Here is a 20,116-nt window from a genome sequence, read left to right on the forward strand (position 1 = left end):
GCGCATGGACGCGCTCACGTCACGCGCCGACCCCGGCTGCGGTCGCGGTGGACGCCTCGCGCTCGCGACGGTCGCGAGCGCGGGGGGAGGGGTGGGGACTCCGGGCTGTGTCGGGCCTCGTGCCCGGCACTTCGCGGTCACAAGTGGTCATGCATCGAGATGCTGTTGCCGTCGCGGTTGCTGTCTCAGAAGTCGACAACCGAGATGCTGCCGCGGTCGCTGTTGGCTCACGCTACTCAAAACCCACAAAGGCGCTCCGAAACCCACAGAAAATCCAGTTTTACGCTTCAGCTCCGCACCAGGCTCGCGCCGTCGAACTCCGTCCGGGAGAACTCCAGCTCCATCAGATCAAGAATCGTCGGCGCGATATCCAGCAGGTCGCTGTCCTCGATATCCGCGTCGGGCGTGTCGACGAACAGCGCGGCGTTGTCGAAGCTGTGCATCCCGTTCCGGGGCCCGTCGGCGAACACGTCCGTGCCGCCGGTGAAGCCGGCCTTCAGGTCGAACCCGTGGTTCGGGATCGCCACCAGATCCGGCGCGATGTCGTCGTGGTCGCCGCGGAACGCCTCCTCCTTCTCGACGACGCGGTCACACACCTTCCGCCCGTCCGGACCCTCGAGCGCCTCGAGCTCCGCTTTGAGTTCGTCGCGCACCTCGTCGTACTCCGCCTCGGGGACGCTCCCGCGGGGTTCGCGGTTCTCCAGGTTGATGTAGAACCGCCCCGGGATCAGCGAGTACGCCCGCGTGTCGTCGGCGATGTCGCCCAGCTCCTCGTGGCTCTCGTCCTGGTAGGAGAGCCAGCCCTCCTGCTCCAGCCACTCGTTGAAGTGGACCTCGTAGTCGAGGCTGGTGAACCCGTGGTCGGAGGCGACCACGAGCGTCACGTCCTCGGGGAGGCGCTCTCGGATCTTGCCGACGTACTCGTCGACCTGCCGGTAGAACTCCATGAACGCCTCCTTCTCGGGGCCGTCGCGCTCGTAATCCTCGAACAGGAAGTGGTTGACCCGGTCGGTCGTCATGAACACGCCGAAGAAGAGGTCCCAGTCGTCCTGGTCGAGGTAGTGCTGGAACGCCTCGTAGCGCTTGTCGAGCGTCTCGTGGGCGTCCTCCATGAACGCCGACTTGTCGTCGTCGTGGCCCTGCTTCACGTCGGCGTCGATCTTGTAGTCGATCGACTCCAGATACTCCCGGAGCTCGTCGGGGTAGGCGGCCTTCTCGACGCTCGGCGAGAGGAAGCCCGACACCATGCGCTGGACGTTGCGCTGGGGCGGGAACGTCACGGGGACGTTCATCACCGTCGCGTCGCGGCCGTCGTTGGCGACGCGATCCCAGAGCCGGGTGGCCTGCACGTCACGGCCCATCGGGACGTACGTGTCGTACGTGCCGATCTCGCGGTCCTGAAAGCCGTAGACGCCGGTCTCGCCCGGGTTCACGCCCGTCGTGAGCGAGGGCCAGCAGGCGCTGGACTCCGGCGGGACGATACTGTCGATCGGGCCGGCGCTCCCCTCCTCGGCGAGCGAGGCGAAGTTCGGGAACTCGTCGGGGTGGTCGTCGAGCAGACTGAACGGCACGCCGTCGATACCGAGAAAGACGACCCGGGGGTCGCTCTCGCCCCGGAGTCGGTCGAACAGTCCCATACCCCGTCGTACCGTCGAACACCTTAAGAAGCTTCCCTCTACACTGGCGGATTGAGCTCCCTGATCGGCGCGGCCAGCATCGCCCTGCCGGGTGTGGCATGGGGGCACAAGACTTACCTAGATACGTGGTATACAATAGCATGCATGGCGACGTCAGAGCAGCACTCCGCCGACGAACTGTTCGACGAGTTCCTCGAAGACCGCGGCCACGAGACACGGGGATGGGAGGAGTCCTATAACAAGAAACAGTGTCCGGACTGCGGCGGCCTTCACGAGTCCAGCGCGGTGGAGTGTTCGGTCTGCGGCTGGCGGCCCTAAGATCGTCCCGCCCGGACGGGCGGGATCTCTCTCGTTTTTTCGGAAAGAAGCAGTTAGGCAGCTATAGCTGTTCGGCCAGCCACTCGAGGTTCATCACGGCCGCCGAGAGCAACACGCCGACGATCGACGTGAGCACGAGGAACGCGGAGACGACGCTGACCATCGGCGTGAGCGAGGACTGCAGCGACGTCCACGCGAGCACGGGGACGGTCTTCACCTCGAAGGACTTCAGGAACAGCGCCATGATGAACTCTTGGAGGCTGACGATGAAGGCCACGACCGCGGAGATCGCGACGCCGCTGCGGACGTTCGGCAGGATGACGTGGTAGAACACGCGCGTGGGGCGCGCGCCGAGGTCCGTGCCGGCGTCCCGGAGGTTCCAGTCGAAGCGCGCGAACACCGACTGCATGATGAAGAACACGAGCGGCGTCGCCCAGAGCGTGTGCGCGACGACGATGTTCACGTAGCTGTTCGTGATCCCGATCCGGTTGAAGTAGATGAGCAGCGTGAGCCCGAGCACGACCGGCGGGATGAGCAGCGGCAGCAGGACGATCGGCGGGAGCAGCTTCGCGGCCCGGGAGTCCGAGCGCTGGACGGCCAGCGACCCCGTGACGCCGAGCACGGTCGCGAGCAGCGAGGCGCCGACGCCGATGGCGAGGCTGTCCCGGACGGCGCCGAGCCACTCCTCGCTCCCGAAGAACCGCGCGTACCACTCGAGGGTGTACCCGCTCGGCGGGAACGTCAGGTACGACGACTGCTGGAACGACGTCACGAAGACGACGACGATCGGCAGCATGAGCAGCGCGAACACCAGCCAGTAGCCCGCCCGGAACAGCGCGTCCTCGACGCGCTCGCGGGGGATGCTGGCCTCAGACATCCTGAACACCCCCGACGGAGCCGGTGAGCAGCCGGATCACGGCGAGCGTCGCCGCGAGCATCGCGGCCAGCATCAGGATCGAGAACGCCGCGCCGAGCGGCCAGTTGAAGTTCGTGAGCATGAGGTTCCCGATCTCCATGGCGAACGTCGTCTGCTCGCCCGTCCCGAGCTGGGAGGGCGCGGCGTACGCGCCGACGCTCCACGCGAAGGAGACGACGGTCGCGACGGCGACCCCGGGGAGCACCTCGGGGAGGACGACCTCGAAGAACGACCGCGGGCGGGACGCGCCGAGGTCACGCGCGGCCTCCACGATGTCCCAGTCGAGCGTGGAGAGCACGCTGTAGATCGAGAGGACAGCGTACGGGAACACGATGTACACCTGGCCGACGACCGTGCCGAACAGCGAGGGCGCGAACTGGATCCGTCCCCCGATCAGCCCGACCGAGAGCAGGATGTCGTTGAGAACGCCGTTCGGCGCGAGCAGCGGCCGCCACGCGTACGTCTTCACGACCAGCGTCGTCAGCAGCGGGAGGATCACCGAGAACAGCAGTATCGACTTCGTCAGCCCCTCGGCGCGGTAGGCGGCGTACGCGTAGAACAGCCCGAGCAGTACCGCCGTTACGGTCGCGATGACGCCGAGCTTGAACGAGAACAGGATGATCTGGTGGTAGAGGTTCGAAGCGAGGATATCCCCGTAGGCGGCGAGCGTCCAGCCGCTCTCGTAGAACCCGGTCTCGGGCTGGGTGTTGAAGCTCATCCGGACGAGGATGAGGAACGGCACGACGAAAAAGACCAGCTCGAACGCCGCGATCGGCGCGAGCAGGAACACCGTCGTGGAGTCCTGGCTCTTGATGCGTTCCCCGACCCACCGGAACATCGACTCGTCGGAGAGCGCGTTCATCACGTCCCACCCCGTCCGAGGCGTTTACCCTCCGAGAAGACCAGCAGGTCCGCGGGGTCCCAGGAGACGACGACGGGGTCGCCGACTTCGAGGTCCGTGTCGTCGCCGACGCTCTGCTCGAAGAACACGCTCGTCTCCCCGATCTCGACGTAGAACCGGACCGACGAGCCGCGGTAGAGGACGTCCGTGATGCTGCCCTCGAGTGCGCTCGTGACGTCCTCGGGCGCGGCGGCTTCGACCGACTGACCGCCGTCGGCGGCGAGTCGGGAGACGTCGAACTCCTCGGGGCGGAACGAGATGGTGAGCGGGTCGCCCGGCGAGACGTCGCCGTTCGGCGTCGGCACCTCGATCTCCTCGTCGAACTCGGTGGCGGCGACGATCCCCCCGTCGATCTCCTCCTCGACGGTCGCGTCCACGAGGTTGGTGTCGCCGAGGAACTCCTCGACGAACAGGCTCACGGGGTCGTCGTAGATCTCGCGGGGCTCGCCGACCTGCTCGATCTCGCCGTCGTTCATGATGGCGATGCTGTCCGCGAGCGTGAACGCCTCGTTCTGGTCGTGCGTGACGTGGACGAACGTCGTCTCGACGCCGTCGTGGATGTTCCGTAGCTCGAGCTGCATCTGCTCGCGGAGCCGCTTGTCGAGGTTCGACAGCGGCTCGTCGAGCAGGAGGACGTCCGGTTCGATCGCCAGCGAGCGCGCGAGCGCGACGCGCTGTTTCTGGCCGCCGGAGAGGTCGCCGGGGTCGGCGTCCTCGAACTCGCTCATCTCGACGACTTCGAGGACGTCGCGGGCGCGCTCGACGCGCTCGTCCTCGCTGACGCCGTCCATCTTCAGGCCGAACGCGACGTTCTCCAGGACGTTCTTCTGCGGGAACAGCGCCCACGACTGGAACACCATCGACGTGTCCCGTTCGTACGCCGGCTGGTCGGTGACGCGATCGTCGCCGATGTGAACGTCGCCGGAGGTCGGCGTCTCGAGACCGCCGAGCATCCGGAGGGTCGTGGACTTCCCACAGCCCGACGGGCCGAGCAGGCAGAGCAGCTCCCCGTCGTCGACGTCGAGCTCGAGGTCGTCCACTGCGGTCAGATCGCCGTACTCCTTGGTCAGATCCGCGAGGGTTACAGAGGCCATCGCCTTACTGGGTCTTCATCCGTTTGAACTTGGTCGAGAACTTCTCCGAGTAGGGGGCGACCTTGTCCCACTGCGGGATCGACCACTGTTCGGCTTCCTCGGCGTCGGTCGGGAGGTACTGGGCGAGGTCGTCCGGGTACGACATGTCGGCGTTCGTGAAGAACAGCGGGTGGTCCTCGGCCCACTTGCTCTGGACCTCGGCGTCGAGGAGCATGTTGATGAACTCCTCGCCGAGCTGGCGCTTGTCCGTGCCGCGGACGACCGCCCAGTTGTTCATCCAGCCCGCGTTGGCGTCGGGCATCGAGAACTCGACGTTCTCGTGGCTGTCCATGTCGTAGTACACCTGGTCGAAGTACCACTGGGCGGCGTCGATGGTGCCGTTCCGGAACTGCTCCCAGATGTCGGTCCCGGAGGTCGCCCAGCCCTGGATGGGCCAGCTCTCGAGCGTGTTCAGGAGCTCCTCGTGGTACTGTTCCTGGTACAGTTCGCGCGCGCCGGGCGCGGCGTCCGTGCCGACGCCGGCGCCGAGCAGCGGGTAGATCCAGAACCCGGAGTCGACGCCGACGCCGCGGGACTGCTGGACGGTGGAGCTGGTGAAGTCGCTCCACGTCTCCACGGGCTCCTCGAGCTCCGTGTTGTAGAGGATGCTGAGCGGCGCGCCGTCGACGGGGGCGCCGTGGGAGTGGGGTCGGATGTCCTTGTAGTGCTGGATGACGTTGTCGATGTTCGGGATGTTCTCCTCGTACCGGAGCTCCTCGAACAGCCCCTGTGTTCGGCCGTTGTAGTAGATGGGCTCACACGCGACGGTCACGTCGAACGGTGGGTCGTCGGGGGGCGCGGACTTGATCTTCGCGAGCAGCGAGTTCCACCCGGAGACCAGCTCGAGTTCGGCGTCGAACCGCGACTCGAAGATCGGCCGGATGGCTTTCTCGAAGCGCTCGATGTAGTTGCCGCTCCAGACCGGGACCCGGAGCGTCGGCGGTCCGCCGGTTCCACCGAGCACTCCCCCACAGCCGGCGAGCGCGGTGGCGCCCGCAGTGCCGGCCGCGCCGAGGAACGCCCGGCGGGTCGCAGAGCTGTGTCCAGTGTCTCGCGTCGCCTTCGCATCGTCCAGGCTATCGCCTGACATACCCGGCGCCAAACAGGGTGTGACATAAAACAGTGATGGCCTAGGGAAACATTATGAGAGTCCACAACAAGGAATTTCGAAGGTTCGTACTGACGCGATCGCGTGACGCCAACGGTGGTGTAACGAGGCAGCAGGGGCGCGACGCCGGCGAGACCGGCCTGCCGTTCCCCAAGGAGGGTGAACGCCGATCGTCGTCGCCCGCGTTCGAACGACCTCGGGGGACCTCCCATCGGCCCGGACACCCGCCCCTCGCCCTCTCTCGCGAACCCACTCCCTTATGGGGGACCGGCCCATGTAACCTCCAATGACCGACACGGACGCTCGCGTCACCCGCCTGTTCGGTGGGCCGGGGAGCGGGAAGACGACCGCCCTCCTCGACCGCGTCGAGGAACTGCTCGAGGACGACGGTGTCACCGTCAGGGACGTGCTCGTGGTCTCCTACACGCGCGCAGCCGCCGCCGAGATCCGCGAACGCCTCGCCGAGCGCCTCGACACGACGCCCCGAGCGCTGCAGGGGAACGTCTGTACGATGCACGCGAAGGCGTACGAACTGCTCGACCTCTCGCGGGGCGACGTGGTCGGCGAGAGCGACAAGGAGGAGTTCTGCGAGGATTTCGGCGTCGAGTACGAGGACGAGAAATCCGGCGCCGGCCGTCGGACCGCACGATCGACGACACTGGGCAACAAGGTGATCGCCACCTCGCAGTGGCTCCAGCGAACCGACCGCGAGGTCGCCGACTGGTACGACGTGCCGTTCAAGTGGGACGTCGAGGAGGTCCGCCTCCCGCCGGAGATCGACCCCAACGCCCAGGAGGGGAACAAGTACACGCCGACGTGGCCCTCCGACGACGACCGGCTCGACGTGCCCGAGGCGATCCGCGGCTGGCGCAGCTACAAGGGCGAGCACGACGTTATCGGCTTCGCCGACATGCTCGAACGCGTCGCCCAGCGCTCGCTCCAGCCCGACGTCGACTACCTGATCATCGACGAGTTCCAGGACATCACCACCCTCCAGTCGAAAGTGTACGAGGAGTGGAAACCCCACCTGGAGAAGGCGCTGATCGCCGGCGACGACGATCAGGTGGTGTACGCCTGGCAGGGCGCCGACCCCGACCTGCTGCTCGACGAGGCGGTCGACGAGGACGTCGTCCTCCCGAACTCCTACCGGCTCCCCTCACGCGTGCTCAACGTCGTGAACAAGGAGATCCGCCACATCGACAAACGCCAGGAGAAGGATCTCCGGCCGCGGAAGGAGGGCGGCACCGTCGAGGCCGCCGAGTCGCCGTCGATGCTCGAACTCGTCCGGAACGTCCGGCACACGATCGAGCGGGAGAACTCCCGCGAGGACGGCGACGGGAGCGTGATGCTGCTGTTCCGGGCGCGCTACCAGATGTTCGACTTCGTCGACGAGTTCATCGACGAGGGGATGCCCTTCTCCTCGCTGACGGACCAGCGGCTCTGGACCGACCGACTGACAGACTACGTGCGGGCGATCGAGTCCGTCGACGCTGGCGAGCGCCTCACCGCGCTCCAGGCCCGGCGGCTGGCGGACATCCTCCAGGAGTCGGCGTTCGGCAGCGGCGAGCGCGACGACCTGTACGACCTGATCGACGAGGTGGAGGAGCGGGCCGCCGAGGACGACCTCGCGTCGATCCCGGTCGCGCCCGACGCCGTCGAGGACGCGGTGCCGTTCATGCCCGGCCCCCGAAGCGCCGCGGACATGGCTCGGAAGATCACCTCGTTCCAGCGCAAGTCGATGAAGGCGTACTTCGAGGGCGACTACGCGGGGATGGACCCCGACCGCGTCCGCGTCGGCACCATCCACTCCGCGAAGGGTCGCGAGGCCGACCACGTGTTCGTCGCGACCGACCTGACCGAGAAGGTGGTCGAGCAGATGGCGGCCCAGGCCGACCAGGAGGGGATCGACCTGCCGGGTGACGAGGAGTTCACCAAGACGACCGACCCCGTGCCGCTGCTGACGGACAACGAGCGCCGCGTGTTCTACGTCGGGATGTCCCGCGCCCGCGAGCGCCTCGTGCTGATGGAGAACCTCGTCACCGGCGCGCCGACGCTGCCGATCAGCGTCGTGCTGTTCAACGAACTCCGGGAGGAGCCCCCCGCGGAGCTGATCGACGAGGTGCAGGAGTCGCTGGAGGCGCCCGAACCGGAGCCGTGAGTCCGGCGCTCGCGCCCGGGGCGCCCGAACTCGCTCCGGACTACCCCACCGCCCCCGGGACCGACCTCTCGCCGATCGTCGACGCCGTCGCTGAGCGCGACGCCGCGGGGTTCGTCGCCGTCGGCGACCGCTTCGACGGCGACCTGCGGTACCTCTCACGGTTCGGCGGCCCCGACCGCGCGTACGCCGTCGTCGTCACGCCCGACAGCGCCGTCCTCACCGCGCCCGCGCTGTTCGACGAGCAGGCCGAACGCGAGTTCGTCGACGGCGCACCGGACGACGGCGTCGCTCGCGAGGTCCGAACCGGGAATCAGGGCGACCCCGCGGGCGTCCGCGCGGCCGCGGCGCTTGACGACCTCCGCGAGGGAGAGACCGTACTCACGCCCGCGAGCATCCCCCACGACGCCGCGCTCTACCTCGAAGACGCCGGCTACAAGCCCGAATCAACGACGGTCGTCGCCGACGCCCGCGAACGGAAAACCGAGGCCGAACTCGCCTGTCTGCGCCGGGTGCAGGCGGTCACTTGCCGCGGGATGGCTCGCGCCGAGGCAGTGCTCGCGAGCGCGGAACCGGACGGCGACGACCTACTGTTCGAGGGTGAGCCGCTCACCACCGAGCGCCTGCGCCGCGAGGTCGACGCGGAGCTGGCCCGCCACGGCGTCCGGAGCGCCGGGAACACCGTTATCGGCGCTGGCCCAACCGCGGCGGACCTCCACTACACCGGGATCGACCACGTCGCGCCCGGGGAGACGGTGCTGCTCGACGTCTCCCCACGCGGCCCCCACGGCTACTACGGCGACCTCACGCGGACGTTCGCCGTCGACAGCGACGGCGGCTGGGAACGCCGCGCGTTCGTCGCGGTCGAGCAGGCCCACGAGACCGCGCTTGAGCACGTCGAAGCGGGCGTCACCGCCGGGACGGTCCACGAGGAGGCCGCCGCCGAACTCACCGCTCACGGGTTCCGGATCGACTCCGCGGAAGTCGGCTTCACGCACGGTGTGGGCCACGGCGTCGGCGTGAGCCTCCACGAGGGTCCGTCGCTGCGTGCCGACACGCCGCTCGAAGTAGGCAACGTGGTCACGATCGAACCCGGCGTCTACGACCCCGATATCGGCGGCGTCCGTATCGAGGATCTCGTCGCCGTCACCGAGAACGGTGCCGAACGGCTGGCGACCTACCCGGTTCGGTTCACGCCGGCGGCGCCCGAGTAACGCGCCCCGACTTTTTGGCGGAGAGCGGGACCAGCCAGACCGTGGTCTGAACGGGACCGTAGGGCGGCCGAGGCGGGAGTACGGCGCACCCCCTGCGGCGTCGTCGGACGACGTCCGACTGCCAGCCCCTCGTCAGCGTCGACCGCGCGCGCCGTCTGTTCGCCACGGTCGGCAGCGGCGGCTCTCTCGTCGTGATAGCGGCGGCTCCCTCGCCGACTCACTCCTCCTCGTCCTCGGGATCCTCGACGACGCCCTCGACCGCCCGCTCGGCGGCCATCCCCGGCAGGTCGCCGGGCGTGGTCAGGTACTTGGGGAGCAGCACCATCAGCGCCGCGACCGCGAGGAACGCGCCGCCCACGACGGTCTCACCCCCGAGCAGTCGCTCGACCGCGTAGATCCCCAGCGGGATCGCGAACACGAGGCTGCCCGCGATACCCACGGTCTCCAGCAGTCCCAGTCGCATCGCTCCCGCGTAGGCGGTCGGCGGGCAAAACCCTCCCGCCACAGAACTGAGAGTGGAAACGCTCTTGAGACGCGACCGCGGAGATCCGGGCGTGTTCACCGGCATCGTCGAGCGGACGGGCGAGATCACCGACGTGACCGAGACCGAGGACGGGCGCCGTCTCACGGTCGCGGCGTCGGGGCTGGACGACCTCCACCACGGGCAGTCGATCAGCGTCAGCGGCGTCTGTCTCACCGTCGAGGCGTTCGACCAGGGGGATGGCTGGTTCGAAGTGTTCCTCGCGAGCGAGACGGTCGAGAAGACGTATCTCGGCGCGGTCGGCGTCGGCGACTCGGTCAACGTCGAGCGCGCGCTCCCGGCGGACGGCCGCTTCGACGGCCACGTCGTGCAGGGCCACGTCGACACCACCGCGACGGTCGAAGCGATCGAGCGGGTGGGCGAGGACTGGCGCTACACGTTCTCGCTGCCCGAGGCTGTCAGCCAGTACGTCGTCTCGAAGGGGGCGATCACGGTCGACGGGATCAGTCTCACCGTCGCCGAACGAGACGAGAGCTCCTTCGAGGTGGCGATCATCCCCGCGACCCGGGAGATCACGACGCTGTCGGAGAAAGCGGAGGGCGATCCGGTCCACCTGGAGGTCGACGTGGTGGCGAAGTACGTCGAACGGATGACGCAGGGCTACCAGTGAGGCTCGCTCAGTCGGCCTGGCCGGAACAGGCTTCGGCGCCGCCGTCGGCCTGCACCGGCTCGGGCGGGTTCAGCTGGTAGAGGTTCTGGCGCGCGTCGGCGAAGTAGACGTCCTCGTCCACGACGCCGATCCCTTCGAGGCGTTCGAGCGCGTACCGGACCGTCCGTGCGGAGAGCATCGACTCCTCGACGATCCCTTTCTGCGTCAGCGGACCGTCGTACTCGAGTACTTTGAACACGAGCTTGGCGCTTGGTGGGAGGTCGTCGAGAACCTCCTCGTCTGTGTCGGTCATCGTTTCGGATCGAAACCGCGCATGGCCATAAATCTTCGTGGACTGGTGACGCGGACCAGCGTCGCTTGGGTGCAAGCGAACCCCTTTTGTCGGCGCGTCACGGAGTCGTTCCCATGGCTACGGAGAGTTCTCGCGGGCTTTCGGACCACGTCCGCGGGGTGACCGTCACGACCCTCGCCTGTCTGTCCGGCGTGGCCGCGACCGTCGTGAGCGCGATGGTGTTGGGGACCGATCCCGCCTCGATCGGGCTGACCACCCAGCTGGCGGTCGTCGCGGCGTTCGTGATCGTCCAGCAGCCGATCCTCTACGCGATCGGCGTCGACGTCGGCGACTTCGGGATCAAGGACAACCTCTACGTCGGGTTCATGACGTTCGCGCTCTGGTTCCTGAGCTACACCGTCGTGCTCTCGACCGGAGTGAGCTTCTGATGTCCAGCGACAGTATCGCGGTCGTGGATCTGGACCGCTGCCAGCCCGACCGATGCAACTACGAGTGTAAGAACTTCTGCCCGCCCAACCGGACCGGGAAGGAGTGCATCACGCTCCGCGGCGAGGACGCCGAGGAGGGAGACCCCGACCAGGTCCACATCTCCGAGGAGATCTGTCTGGGCGAGAGCTGTGGGATCTGCGTCGAGAAATGCCCCTTCGACGCGATCGAGATCCTGAACCTCCCCAGCGAACTCGACGAGGAGCCGGTCCACCGCTACGGCGACAACGCCTTTGCGCTGTACGGGCTCCCCACCCCCGAGCCCGGGAAGGTGACGGGGATGCTCGGCCCGAACGGGATCGGGAAGTCGACCGCCGTCCACGCGTTGGCCGGCGAGATGACGCCGAACCTCGGCGAGTTCGAGGACGAGCCCGGCTGGGAGTCGGTGCTCGACCGCTACCGGGGCACGGAGCTCCAGAGCTACCTCGAACAGCTGATCGACGGCGAGATCGAGGTCGCGCGCAAGCCCCAGTACGTCGACCAGATCCCCAAGCAGTTCGACGGCGAGGTACGCCAACTGCTCGAACAGACCGACGAACGGGACGAGCTCGACTACCTCGTCGACGAACTGTCGATCCGGCCGGTGATGGAGCAGGACATCGACTCGATCTCCGGCGGCGAGCTCCAGCGCGTCGCGCTCGCGGCGACGCTGGCTCGTGACGTCGACTTCTACTTCCTCGACGAGATCACCCCCTACCTCGACATCAGCCAGCGGATGACCGCCGCGCGGCTGATCCGCGAGCTCGCCGACGACGGCGAGCGGTCGATGCTCGTCGTCGAGCACGACCTCGCGATCCTCGACCTGCTGGCGGACACGCTCCACGTCACCTACGGGGAGCCGGGAGCGTACGGTGTCGTCACGGACCCCAAATCGGTCCGCAACGGCATCAACGAGTACCTCTCGGGCTACCTCGATAACGAGAACATGCGCATCCGGCCGGAGGAGATCACGTTCGAGCAGCACGCGCCGCGGAAGGCGACGACCGGCCAGCCGCTGATCGAGTACCCCGACCTGCAGAAGTCCTACGGCGAGGGGGAGTTCTCGCTTTCCGTCGAGAGCGGCACCATCTACGAGTCAGAAGTGCTGGGCGTCGTCGGCCCGAACGGGATCGGGAAGTCGACGCTGGCGAAGATGTTCACCGGAGACTTGGAGCCCGAGGAGGGCGGTCTCGACACGCGGCTGGACATCGCGTACAAGCCCCAGTACATCGAGATCGACCAGCCGATGCGCGTCGACGCGTTCCTCTCCTCGATCACCGACCAGTTCGGGAGCTCCTACTGGAACACCGAGATCGCCCAGCCGCTCCAGCTGGAGGGGATCATGGAGCAGAACCTCGACGACCTCTCGGGCGGTGAGCGCCAGCGCGTCGCGATCGCGGCCTGCCTCTCGGAGGACGCCGACCTCTACCTGCTCGACGAGCCCTCCGCACACCTCGACGTGGAGCAGCGCGTTCAGGCGACGTCGGCGATCCGGCGCTACACCGAGAACCACGACGCGACGGCGATGGTGATCGACCACGACATCTACATGATCGACCTGCTGTCGGACCGCCTGATGGTGTTCGACGGCGAGCCCGCCGAGCATGGGACTGCTCGCCCGCCCCAGGAGATGCGCGCGGGGATGAACGATTTCCTCGCGGATCTGGACATCACGTTCCGCCGCGACGAGCGGACGGGCCGGCCGCGTATTAATAAACCGGGGAGCCAGAAGGACCGCGAGCAGAAGCGGGAAGGCGAGTACTACTACTCGGGCTGATTTTCGGTCTTTTTCGGTTGTTCGACCGTTGTTTGGCTGGTCTACCACCCGTCGGAGCAGCTACCAGAGTTGGTGGCATTTTCGGACCGCGACCGCAACAGCATCTCGATGCATGACCACTTGCGACCGCAGTGCGCCGGGGACGAGCCCCGTCATCAGAAATCGGAGATTTCTGATTGGCAGACGAGAGACTGCGGCTCTCGTCAACGGCGCAGCATGGAATCCCCACCCCTCGCCCCGCGGCCGGCGACCGTCGACGGCCGCGAGGCGTCCACCGCGACCGCACCGCCACGGCCGTCGGCGCGTGACGTGAGCGCGTCCCTGCGCGAACGAGCGCGCGAGGGACGAGCGACCATCGGGAGCGAGTCGGCTGGGGAGGTTCGTGGGCTGTGCGGTTGGGAGGGACTGAAAGGGGCTGGTCGCTCGACGACGGCGGCCGAAGCAAGCACTGGAGCGAACGGAGTGAGCGAAGCGCGCAGCGAGGTCCCCGAGTCGAGCGGGCAGGGGCTTTCACGGTGTTGCCGTGCTCGGTTACCTAACGAGTAGCCCAGATACCTCAACCAAACAATCCCCCCAGAACCACGAAGCTATACCCCACCACGACCCCCACACCAACCCAGACGATGCTCCGGCTCGCCGTCGCCACCCAGCAGGAAACCTACAACCGAATACACGACCCCCTCGCCGAGCGCGACATCGAGGCAGTCCCGCTCCGAGCCAGCGAGCGCACGCTCTCGCTCACCGACCCCGACCTCCCGAGCGTCGACGTCGGCCTCGTGTTCCCCTCGCGGCTGATGGAGGGCGGCGCCGTCTCAGCCGCCCTGAACGTCCCGTGGGTGAACGACCGCGACGCGATCCTCACCTCCCGCAACAAGGCGGGCGTGCTCGCCACGCTCGCCGAGGCGGGCCTGCCCGTCCCCGACACCACGCTCGTCTCCAACCCCGTCGACGACGACGCCGTCGCTGCTGCAGCAGCGACCCTCCAGCGCGAGGCCGCCGCCGGCTCGCTCGTGATCAAACCCAACTCCACCACCCGCGGCGTCGGCGTCGCCCGCGTGGAGGACCCGGACTCGCTGCTCGGCGTCACCGACTACCTCGACCTCGTCCACGACTTCCGGGCGACCGGCGACCGGTCGTACCTCCTGCAGGAGTACCTCCCCGACGCCCGGGACTACCGCGCGATGGTCGTCGACGGCGAGTACGTCGGCGCCGTTGAGCGCCGCCTCCCCGAGGCGGAGACCGAGGCCGGCAAGTGGAAACACAACGTCCACCGCGGCGCCGTCGCGGAGGGTGTCTCGCTCCCGGCGGACGCTCGCGAACTCGCGGAGCGCGCGGCCGCGGTGCTGGGGATCGACTACCTCGGGGTGGATCTGCTGGAGACCGAGGACCGACTGGTGGTCAACGAGACGAACGCGCGGCCGACGGTCGACGACGCGACGAAGTACGAGCCGGAGTTTTACGACCGGCTGGCCGAGCTGATCCGGACGACGGCCGAAAACCGCTAGGAGAGGTCGATGTCGGCGGCGTCGTCGAGCTTCTCGAAGCTGACTTCGAGCACGCCGTTGTTGAACGTCGCCTCCGCAGTGTGTTCGTCGACGCGGGTCGGGAGCCGCACGCGCTCGCGGTACTCGCCCGCTTCGATCGTGAGCGTCTCGCCGTCACACTGGAGCGAGATATCCTCCTTGCTCGCGCTGGGGAGGTCCGCGACGAGCCGGAGTTCGTCCCCCTCGTCGAACGCGTCGACGTGGGCGTCGGCGCCGTCCTCGGCCGGGCCGCCGCCCATCATCCGCTCGATCTCGTCGAAGATATCGCCGAACGGGTCTTCGCGGTCATCCCTACGCATGGATGTCCGTACACTAGCGCCGGGCAAAAGCCTTCTGTCGGCGGCTATCGTCGCCTTGTGTCCCGGTTCCGCCCGTCGGCTGCGCCGAACCGATCGGTTTGAAGTGTGGATGGATCCAACCGCGCGACGATGGCCTCTTTCGCGACGCTCGACGCGCTCGCCGAGCAGTTCTCGGAAGCACGGGTGTTGGTTCGCCTCGACCTCAACTCCCCGATCGAGGACGGAACGGTCCAGGACAACCGTCGGTTCGAGCGCCACGCCCGCACCGTCGCCGAGCTGGCCGACGCCGGCCACCGAGTGATCTGTCTGGCCCACCAGGGCCGTCCCGGCCGCGACGACTTCACGCATCTCGACCAGCACGCCGGCGTGCTCGGCGACCACCTCGACCGCGACGTGCGGTTCGTCGACGACATCTGCGGGGAGACCGCCGTCGACGCGATCGAGGCCGCCGAGCCCGGCGAGGTGCTGCTGCTCGACAACGTCCGGATGGACGACGACGAGCTCGCCGACCGCGACCCCGAGCACCACGCGCAGTCGCGGCTGGTCACCCGTCTCGCGGAGGCGGCGGACGCGTACGTCAACGACGCCTACTCCGCGGCCCACCGCGGGCACGCCTCGCTGGTCGGGTTCCCGTACGTCCTCCCCGCCTACGCCGGCCGGGTGATGGAGACGGAGTACGAGGCCAACTCCGCCATCGCCACCCGCGAGTTCGACGGCCGAGTGACGATGGTCGTCGGCGGGACAAAGGCAACTGACGTGATCCAGGTGATGGACGCCATCGGCGACCGCGTCGACGCGTTCTGTCTGGGCGGGATCGCGGGCGAACTGTTCCTCCGGGCGGCGGGCCACTCCGTCGGCTACGACGTCGGCGACTCGAACCGCTACGACGAGCAGTGGGCCGAGAACGAGGAGACGATCCGCTCGGTGCTCGACGAGCGCGGCGACCAGATACACCTCCCGCTCGATCTGGCCTACGAGAACGAGTACGGCGGGCGCGCCGAGATCGCGCTCTGGCAGATCGACGAGAAAACCACCTCCTTTCTCGATATCGGCTCGGCGTCGATCGACACCTACCGCGACATCGTGGGTGACAGCGAGGCCGTGTTCGTGAAGGGGTCGATGGGCGTGTTCGAGGACGAACGCTTCGCCGACGGCACCGTCGAGGTGCTCGACGCCATCGCGGACACCGACTGCTTCTCGGTCGTCGGCGGCGGCGACACCTCCCGCGCGGTCGGGATGTACGGGCTCGACGAATCCGACTTCTCCCACGTCTCGATCGCCGGCGGCGCGTACATCCGCGCGCTCACGGGCGAGCCGCTGGTCGCTGTCGAGGCGCTGGAAGCGAACCGGCCCGAGTAGCGTTACCGCTCGAACGTTCGGCCCAGCCCCATCCCGAGCGTCTCGTTGGTGGTCGCGATGCTCTCGGCTTTGCTCGCCGAGTCGGTCACCGCGCGGATCGCGTCGACGTTCTCGGGCACCACGTCGGACTCCTGGTGGATCGCTTGGAACAGGTAGAGGTCGTTCCCGCGGACGGCGATCGACTCCGCCCAGATACTGTTCTCCCAGATGTCACCGCGAGAGCGGCCGGAGTCGAGCGCGAACTCCTTGAGTTTGCCCGAGCCGTCGATGCCCGCCGACTCCGGGACCAGGAACAGCCGGGACTCCTCGGCCAGCAGCTCGCGAACGTCCGCGGCGTCGGCGTCGCTCTCGAGGGTGACGTTCACCGAGTGCATGTGCATCAGCGTCGCCGGCACCTTCAGCCCGAGCGTGTCGATGTCGATGTCGGGGAAGATCGTCTTCACGTCCGGGCCGTGGTGGCTCGGCAGCGAGACGGGGTCGGGGAGGATGTCGTCGATCGGGCCGCGGCCGGTCTGGCCGGGGTCGCCCCCACGACGGACCAGCGTGACGCGGGCCTTCTCGACGCCGTACTCCTCGCGCAGCGGCGCGAGCAGGCGGGAGAGCCCGGTCGTGTTACAGGAGACCACGCGGACGTGGTCGGCGCCGACCGCGTCCTCGTAGTTCGCGCGGGCGTTGAACGACGTGTCGGCCACGTCGGCGTCCTCGCCGCCCTGGTAGATCGCGGGTGTGTCGTGGGCCTCGTACACCTCCTTGTTCTGGGCGCCGATGCCGCTGGGGGTGGCGTCGACGATCACGTCGGCGGTGCTCACGAGGTCGTCGAGGTCGCCCGCGACGGGAACGCCCGCCTCGTCGAACAGCCCGCGGCGCTCCTCGACCGCGGCGTAGAGATCGTACCCCTTCGAGACGGCCGCTTCGGCCTCGAAGTTGGGCGACGTCTTGGCGACGCCGACGATCTCCATGTCGCGCTGTGCGGCGACCGCGTCGGCGACGCGTTTCCCGATGGTGCCGTAGCCGACCACACCGACTTGGGTCATGCCCGTAAGTGGGACGCTGGCGGATAAGTAGGCGGCGGTTCCTCGCGACTGCCCGCCGTCGCAAGACCTATTCGCGCCTCGGGCGAACCCGCGCCCGTGACTGAACTCCGTAACGCCGCCGAGACGGCGATTCACCAGTGTCTCGACCTCGGAGCCGGGGAGTCGATCGCGATCGTGACCGACGACGAGCGCCGTTCCATCGCGGAAGCACTCTACGAGGTGGCGGCCGAGACCACCGACGACGCGACGTTTCTCCAGTACCCGCCGGGCGACCAGCACGGCCAGGAACCCCCGGAACCGGTCGCGGCGGCGATGAAGGCCGCCGACGCCTTCCTCGCGCCGACGACGCGCAGCCTCTCGCACACCCGCGCTCGCTCGGCCGCCTGCGAGGCGGGCGCACGCGGCGCGACGCTGCCCGGGATCACCGAGCGCGTGATGGTCGAGGGGCTCGACGCCGACTACGAGGCGATCGCAGCGCACTGCGCGGACGTGCTTGAACAGGTAGAGAACGCCGACGAGGTCCGCGTCACCAGCCCCGCCGGCACCGACATCACCTTCGCGGTCGGCGATCGCGAGTGGCACGAGGACACCGGGATGGTCCGCGAGCCGGGGAGCTTCTCGAACCTCCCCGCGGGCGAGGTGTTCGTCGCCCCCGAGAGCGCCGAGGGGACGTTCGTCGTCGACGGGACGATGATGCCCCACGGGCTGCTCGCCGACGAGCAGGAACTCCGCTTCGAGGTCGAGGACGGCCACGTCACTCACCTCTCCGACGAGGCGGTTCGGGAGGACGTCGACGCCGCCCGCGAGGAGGTCGGCGACGCCGCGACCAACGTCGCCGAGTTGGGCATCGGCACCAACGTCGGCGTCGACGAGCTGGTGGGCTCGGTGCTGCTCGACGAGAAGGCCGCCGGCACGGTCCACATCGCGATCGGCGACAACGCCTCGATTGGCGGCGAGACCGAGGCGCCGATCCACCTCGACGGCATCCTCCGCGCGCCGACGGTGTACGCCGACGGCGAAGAGATCAGTCTGCCCGAGTGAGGGATCGCGCGGCAGTCACTCGCCGTTTTGGTTCTACACAGTCACGGTATGGGCTCCGTGGTCGCGGCACAGAGGCCGCGACAGGTCACGCACCGTCAGCAGAAATCAAAGATTTCTGGTTGGCTAACGGGAGTGCTACGAGAGGCGCGTTGCGCCTCTCGGCATCACCGGAAATCAGAGATTTCCGGTTAGCAGTCAGAACTCGAAGAGTTCTGACGACATGACGAGAGAGCGAAGCTCTCTCGAACCACTTCGCTCCCGTGAACGTGACTGGTGTTACTCCATACGCGGTCGGCGTACGGTCCCCGACGACGACACGGAGGTCGTCGTCGGTCGCGTGCCGACCGCTACACAGTCACGGCATCGAGTTTCGTGGTGCCGACACGGAGGTCGGCACAGGTCACGCGCCGTGACTGGTGTTACTCCACGTACTCGTACAGCCGTTCGTTCATCCGGCCGCGCCCGGCGAACACGAACTCTCCGTCCGGCGTCGTGAACTCCTCGACGTCGACGGTCATGTCGTGGTTGTGGACGTCGTGGATCTGCTCGTACTCCTCGAAGTCGAGGTCGTAGCGGTCCTCGAGCTGTCCGTCGATGTTTAGCTCCGCGATCTCCTCTTCCCAGCCGTCGGCGACGGTCTCGGCGTGGATCTCCGCCTGCGCGCCCGAGCCGTAGGAGCCGACCAGTAGCTTCTCGCCGGCCAGGTCACGACCCTCCTCGGCGGCCTGCTTCAGGGCGCTCGCCCGGGCGACGTGGACCGAGCCGGTGTACCAGTTCCCGACCTCGCGGGCGATCGACAGCGTCGGCTCGATCGTGTCGGCGTACCACTGTTGGTAGGCGTCGGTGCGCTTCAGGTCGTCCATGTAGTCGCGGATCGCCTCCTCGTAGGCCTCGCGGTCGTCGAACTCGCCCTCGCGGGGCTGGCGGCCGATCTCGCCGGCGAGCTCGTCCTCGATCTCCGTGTCGCGGATCATGTGCCGGTAGCCCAGCAGGCCGGCCTTCCTAACCATCCCCGGGAACGGCGTGTGGAACGGGATGTACGTGAAGTCGTCGGGATGCATGTCCCACGCGACGGACTCGAAGTCCTCGACGGCCTCGCGCATCCGGGCGAGGTACACCTGCATCGAGCGCTTTCCGTCGACGCTCGGGAACTGCTGGTTCGGCTTGAGGAAGTCCGTCTCGTCGGCGCTGCCGTACCCCTGCTCCGTCGAGAGCTCGACGAGGCTCGGGTCCTCGGTGATCAGCATCGCCACCGCGCCGGCGCCCTGGGTCGCCTCGCCGCTGGACCCACGGGCGTACAGCGCGGTGTCGGTCGCGACGACGATCGCCGAGCGGCCCCGATTGCGCCCGGCCTTGATCCAGTTGTACGCGTCGTCGATCGACTGCGTGCCGGCGATACAGGCGAACTTCCGCTCGCCCTTGTTGGCGTGGTGGAAGTCGCCGTCGTACACCTCCTCCAGACAGCCCGCGATGTACGTGGAGACGGGTTTGGAGTTGTCGAACGCGGACTCGGTCGCCACGTCGATGCGGCCGATGTCGTCCGGCTCGAGCCCCTTACGGTCCATCAGCCGCTTGGCGGCGTTGGCACCCATCGTGACGATGTCCTCGTAGGTGTCCGGGAACGAGGAGTTCTCCAGCCCCAGCCCCTTGCGGTACTTGGCCGGATCCTCCTCCTTCTCGGGAGCGAACGTGCCCGGCAGGTCGAGTTTGCACTTGCCCGCCCAGATCTCGACGGCGTCGATGCCGACCGTAGTCATGGTGTCGTGTGCGGC

At 67.8% G+C, this 20,116-nt stretch carries 19 protein-coding genes; 9 read left to right on the top strand and 10 right to left on the bottom strand.

The features are described 5' to 3' along the window. Window positions 1-287: 287 nt before the first annotated feature. A complete protein-coding gene (locus tag B4589_RS13835) occupies window positions 288-1,637 on the bottom strand; it encodes an alkaline phosphatase family protein (protein ID WP_079234817.1) in 1,350 nt (449 codons plus the stop codon). Window positions 1,638-1,781: 144 nt separating this feature from the next. On the opposite strand from B4589_RS13835, the gene B4589_RS13840 reads away from it, so the two are divergent. Continuing rightward, a complete protein-coding gene (locus tag B4589_RS13840; protein ID WP_176330528.1) occupies window positions 1,782-1,955 on the top strand; it encodes an HVO_0416 family zinc finger protein in 174 nt (57 codons plus the stop codon). Between the two features lie 61 nt (window positions 1,956-2,016). Here the strand turns inward: B4589_RS13840 and B4589_RS13845 are convergent, their stop codons facing one another. The 4 genes from B4589_RS13845 to B4589_RS13860 are packed head-to-tail and all read right to left on the bottom strand — an operon-like array spanning window position 2,017 to window position 5,995. Next, entirely contained in the window at window positions 2,017-2,832 is an 816-nt protein-coding gene (locus tag B4589_RS13845; RefSeq protein WP_176330529.1) for an ABC transporter permease, read from the bottom strand. Next, the gene (locus B4589_RS13850; RefSeq protein WP_079234818.1) at window positions 2,825-3,733 is read right to left on the bottom strand and encodes an ABC transporter permease; all 909 of its coding nucleotides are present in this window, start codon (window positions 3,731-3,733) and stop codon (window positions 2,825-2,827) included. The genes B4589_RS13845 and B4589_RS13850 overlap by 8 nt, the downstream gene beginning before the upstream one ends. Next, a complete protein-coding gene (locus B4589_RS13855; RefSeq protein ID WP_079234819.1) occupies window positions 3,733-4,866 on the bottom strand; it encodes an ABC transporter ATP-binding protein in 1,134 nt (377 codons plus the stop codon). Before B4589_RS13855 ends, B4589_RS13850 begins: the two co-directional genes overlap by 1 nt. 4 nt (window positions 4,867-4,870) lie before the next feature. Continuing rightward, window positions 4,871-5,995, bottom strand: coding sequence for a PotD/PotF family extracellular solute-binding protein (locus B4589_RS13860; protein WP_079234820.1), 1,125 nt, complete (start codon window positions 5,993-5,995; stop codon window positions 4,871-4,873). Between the two features lie 304 nt (window positions 5,996-6,299). Here B4589_RS13860 and B4589_RS13865 point away from each other — a divergent pair, with 304 nt between their 5' ends. Continuing rightward, complete coding sequence (locus B4589_RS13865) at window positions 6,300-8,171, top strand: UvrD-helicase domain-containing protein (protein ID WP_079234821.1); 1,872 nt, start codon at window positions 6,300-6,302, stop codon at window positions 8,169-8,171. Further along, window positions 8,168-9,382 carry a Xaa-Pro peptidase family protein gene (locus tag B4589_RS13870; protein ID WP_079234822.1) on the top strand — a complete coding sequence of 405 codons (1,215 nt, stop codon included), beginning with the start codon at window positions 8,168-8,170 and terminating at the stop codon, window positions 9,380-9,382. Before B4589_RS13865 ends, B4589_RS13870 begins: the two co-directional genes overlap by 4 nt. Before the next feature lie 217 nt (window positions 9,383-9,599). On the opposite strand, the gene B4589_RS13875 is transcribed toward B4589_RS13870, so the two are convergent. Next, window positions 9,600-9,845, bottom strand: a complete 246-nt coding sequence (locus tag B4589_RS13875; RefSeq protein WP_079234823.1) for a hypothetical protein — start codon at window positions 9,843-9,845, stop codon at window positions 9,600-9,602. 91 nt (window positions 9,846-9,936) lie between these two features. Here B4589_RS13875 and B4589_RS13880 point away from each other — a divergent pair, with 91 nt between their 5' ends. After that, entirely contained in the window at window positions 9,937-10,533 is a 597-nt protein-coding gene (locus B4589_RS13880) for a riboflavin synthase (RefSeq protein WP_079234824.1), read from the top strand. 7 nt (window positions 10,534-10,540) lie between these two features. Here B4589_RS13880 and B4589_RS13885 read toward each other — a convergent pair whose 3' ends face one another. Further along, the gene (locus B4589_RS13885) at window positions 10,541-10,825 is read right to left on the bottom strand and encodes an ArsR family transcriptional regulator (RefSeq protein ID WP_079234825.1); all 285 of its coding nucleotides are present in this window, start codon (window positions 10,823-10,825) and stop codon (window positions 10,541-10,543) included. Window positions 10,826-10,938: 113 nt separating this feature from the next. Here B4589_RS13885 and B4589_RS13890 point away from each other — a divergent pair, with 113 nt between their 5' ends. From B4589_RS13890 to B4589_RS13900, 3 genes are all read left to right on the top strand, one after another. Continuing rightward, the gene (locus B4589_RS13890; protein ID WP_079234826.1) at window positions 10,939-11,253 is read left to right on the top strand and encodes a hypothetical protein; all 315 of its coding nucleotides are present in this window, start codon (window positions 10,939-10,941) and stop codon (window positions 11,251-11,253) included. Next, the gene (locus B4589_RS13895; protein ID WP_079234827.1) at window positions 11,253-13,067 is read left to right on the top strand and encodes a ribosome biogenesis/translation initiation ATPase RLI; all 1,815 of its coding nucleotides are present in this window, start codon (window positions 11,253-11,255) and stop codon (window positions 13,065-13,067) included. Before B4589_RS13890 ends, B4589_RS13895 begins: the two co-directional genes overlap by 1 nt. Window positions 13,068-13,690: 623 nt before the next feature. Then, complete coding sequence (locus tag B4589_RS13900; RefSeq protein ID WP_079234828.1) at window positions 13,691-14,572, top strand: RimK family alpha-L-glutamate ligase; 882 nt, start codon at window positions 13,691-13,693, stop codon at window positions 14,570-14,572. On the opposite strand, the gene B4589_RS13905 is transcribed toward B4589_RS13900, so the two are convergent. Then, window positions 14,569-14,910 carry an Hsp20/alpha crystallin family protein gene (locus B4589_RS13905; protein ID WP_079234829.1) on the bottom strand — a complete coding sequence of 114 codons (342 nt, stop codon included), beginning with the start codon at window positions 14,908-14,910 and terminating at the stop codon, window positions 14,569-14,571. The two genes, B4589_RS13900 and B4589_RS13905, sit on opposite strands and share 4 nt — an antisense overlap. 129 nt (window positions 14,911-15,039) lie before the next feature. Between B4589_RS13905 and B4589_RS13910 the strand changes: the two genes are divergently transcribed. Beyond that, the gene (locus B4589_RS13910) at window positions 15,040-16,269 is read left to right on the top strand and encodes a phosphoglycerate kinase (protein WP_079234830.1); all 1,230 of its coding nucleotides are present in this window, start codon (window positions 15,040-15,042) and stop codon (window positions 16,267-16,269) included. A 2-nt stretch (window positions 16,270-16,271) separates the two neighbouring features. On the opposite strand, the gene B4589_RS13915 is transcribed toward B4589_RS13910, so the two are convergent. Then, window positions 16,272-17,303 carry a type II glyceraldehyde-3-phosphate dehydrogenase gene (locus B4589_RS13915; protein WP_079234831.1) on the bottom strand — a complete coding sequence of 344 codons (1,032 nt, stop codon included), beginning with the start codon at window positions 17,301-17,303 and terminating at the stop codon, window positions 16,272-16,274. Between the two features lie 96 nt (window positions 17,304-17,399). Here B4589_RS13915 and B4589_RS13920 point away from each other — a divergent pair, with 96 nt between their 5' ends. Continuing rightward, window positions 17,400-18,344, top strand: a complete 945-nt coding sequence (locus tag B4589_RS13920; RefSeq protein ID WP_079234832.1) for an aminopeptidase — start codon at window positions 17,400-17,402, stop codon at window positions 18,342-18,344. Window positions 18,345-18,763: 419 nt separating this feature from the next. Here B4589_RS13920 and hmgB read toward each other — a convergent pair whose 3' ends face one another. Then, the gene (gene hmgB / locus B4589_RS13925; protein WP_079234833.1) at window positions 18,764-20,101 is read right to left on the bottom strand and encodes a hydroxymethylglutaryl-CoA synthase; all 1,338 of its coding nucleotides are present in this window, start codon (window positions 20,099-20,101) and stop codon (window positions 18,764-18,766) included. Window positions 20,102-20,116: the final 15 nt, after the last annotated feature.

Source organism: Halolamina sp. CBA1230, from assembly GCF_002025255.2.
Classification (GTDB): Archaea; Halobacteriota; Halobacteria; order Halobacteriales; family Haloferacaceae; genus Halolamina.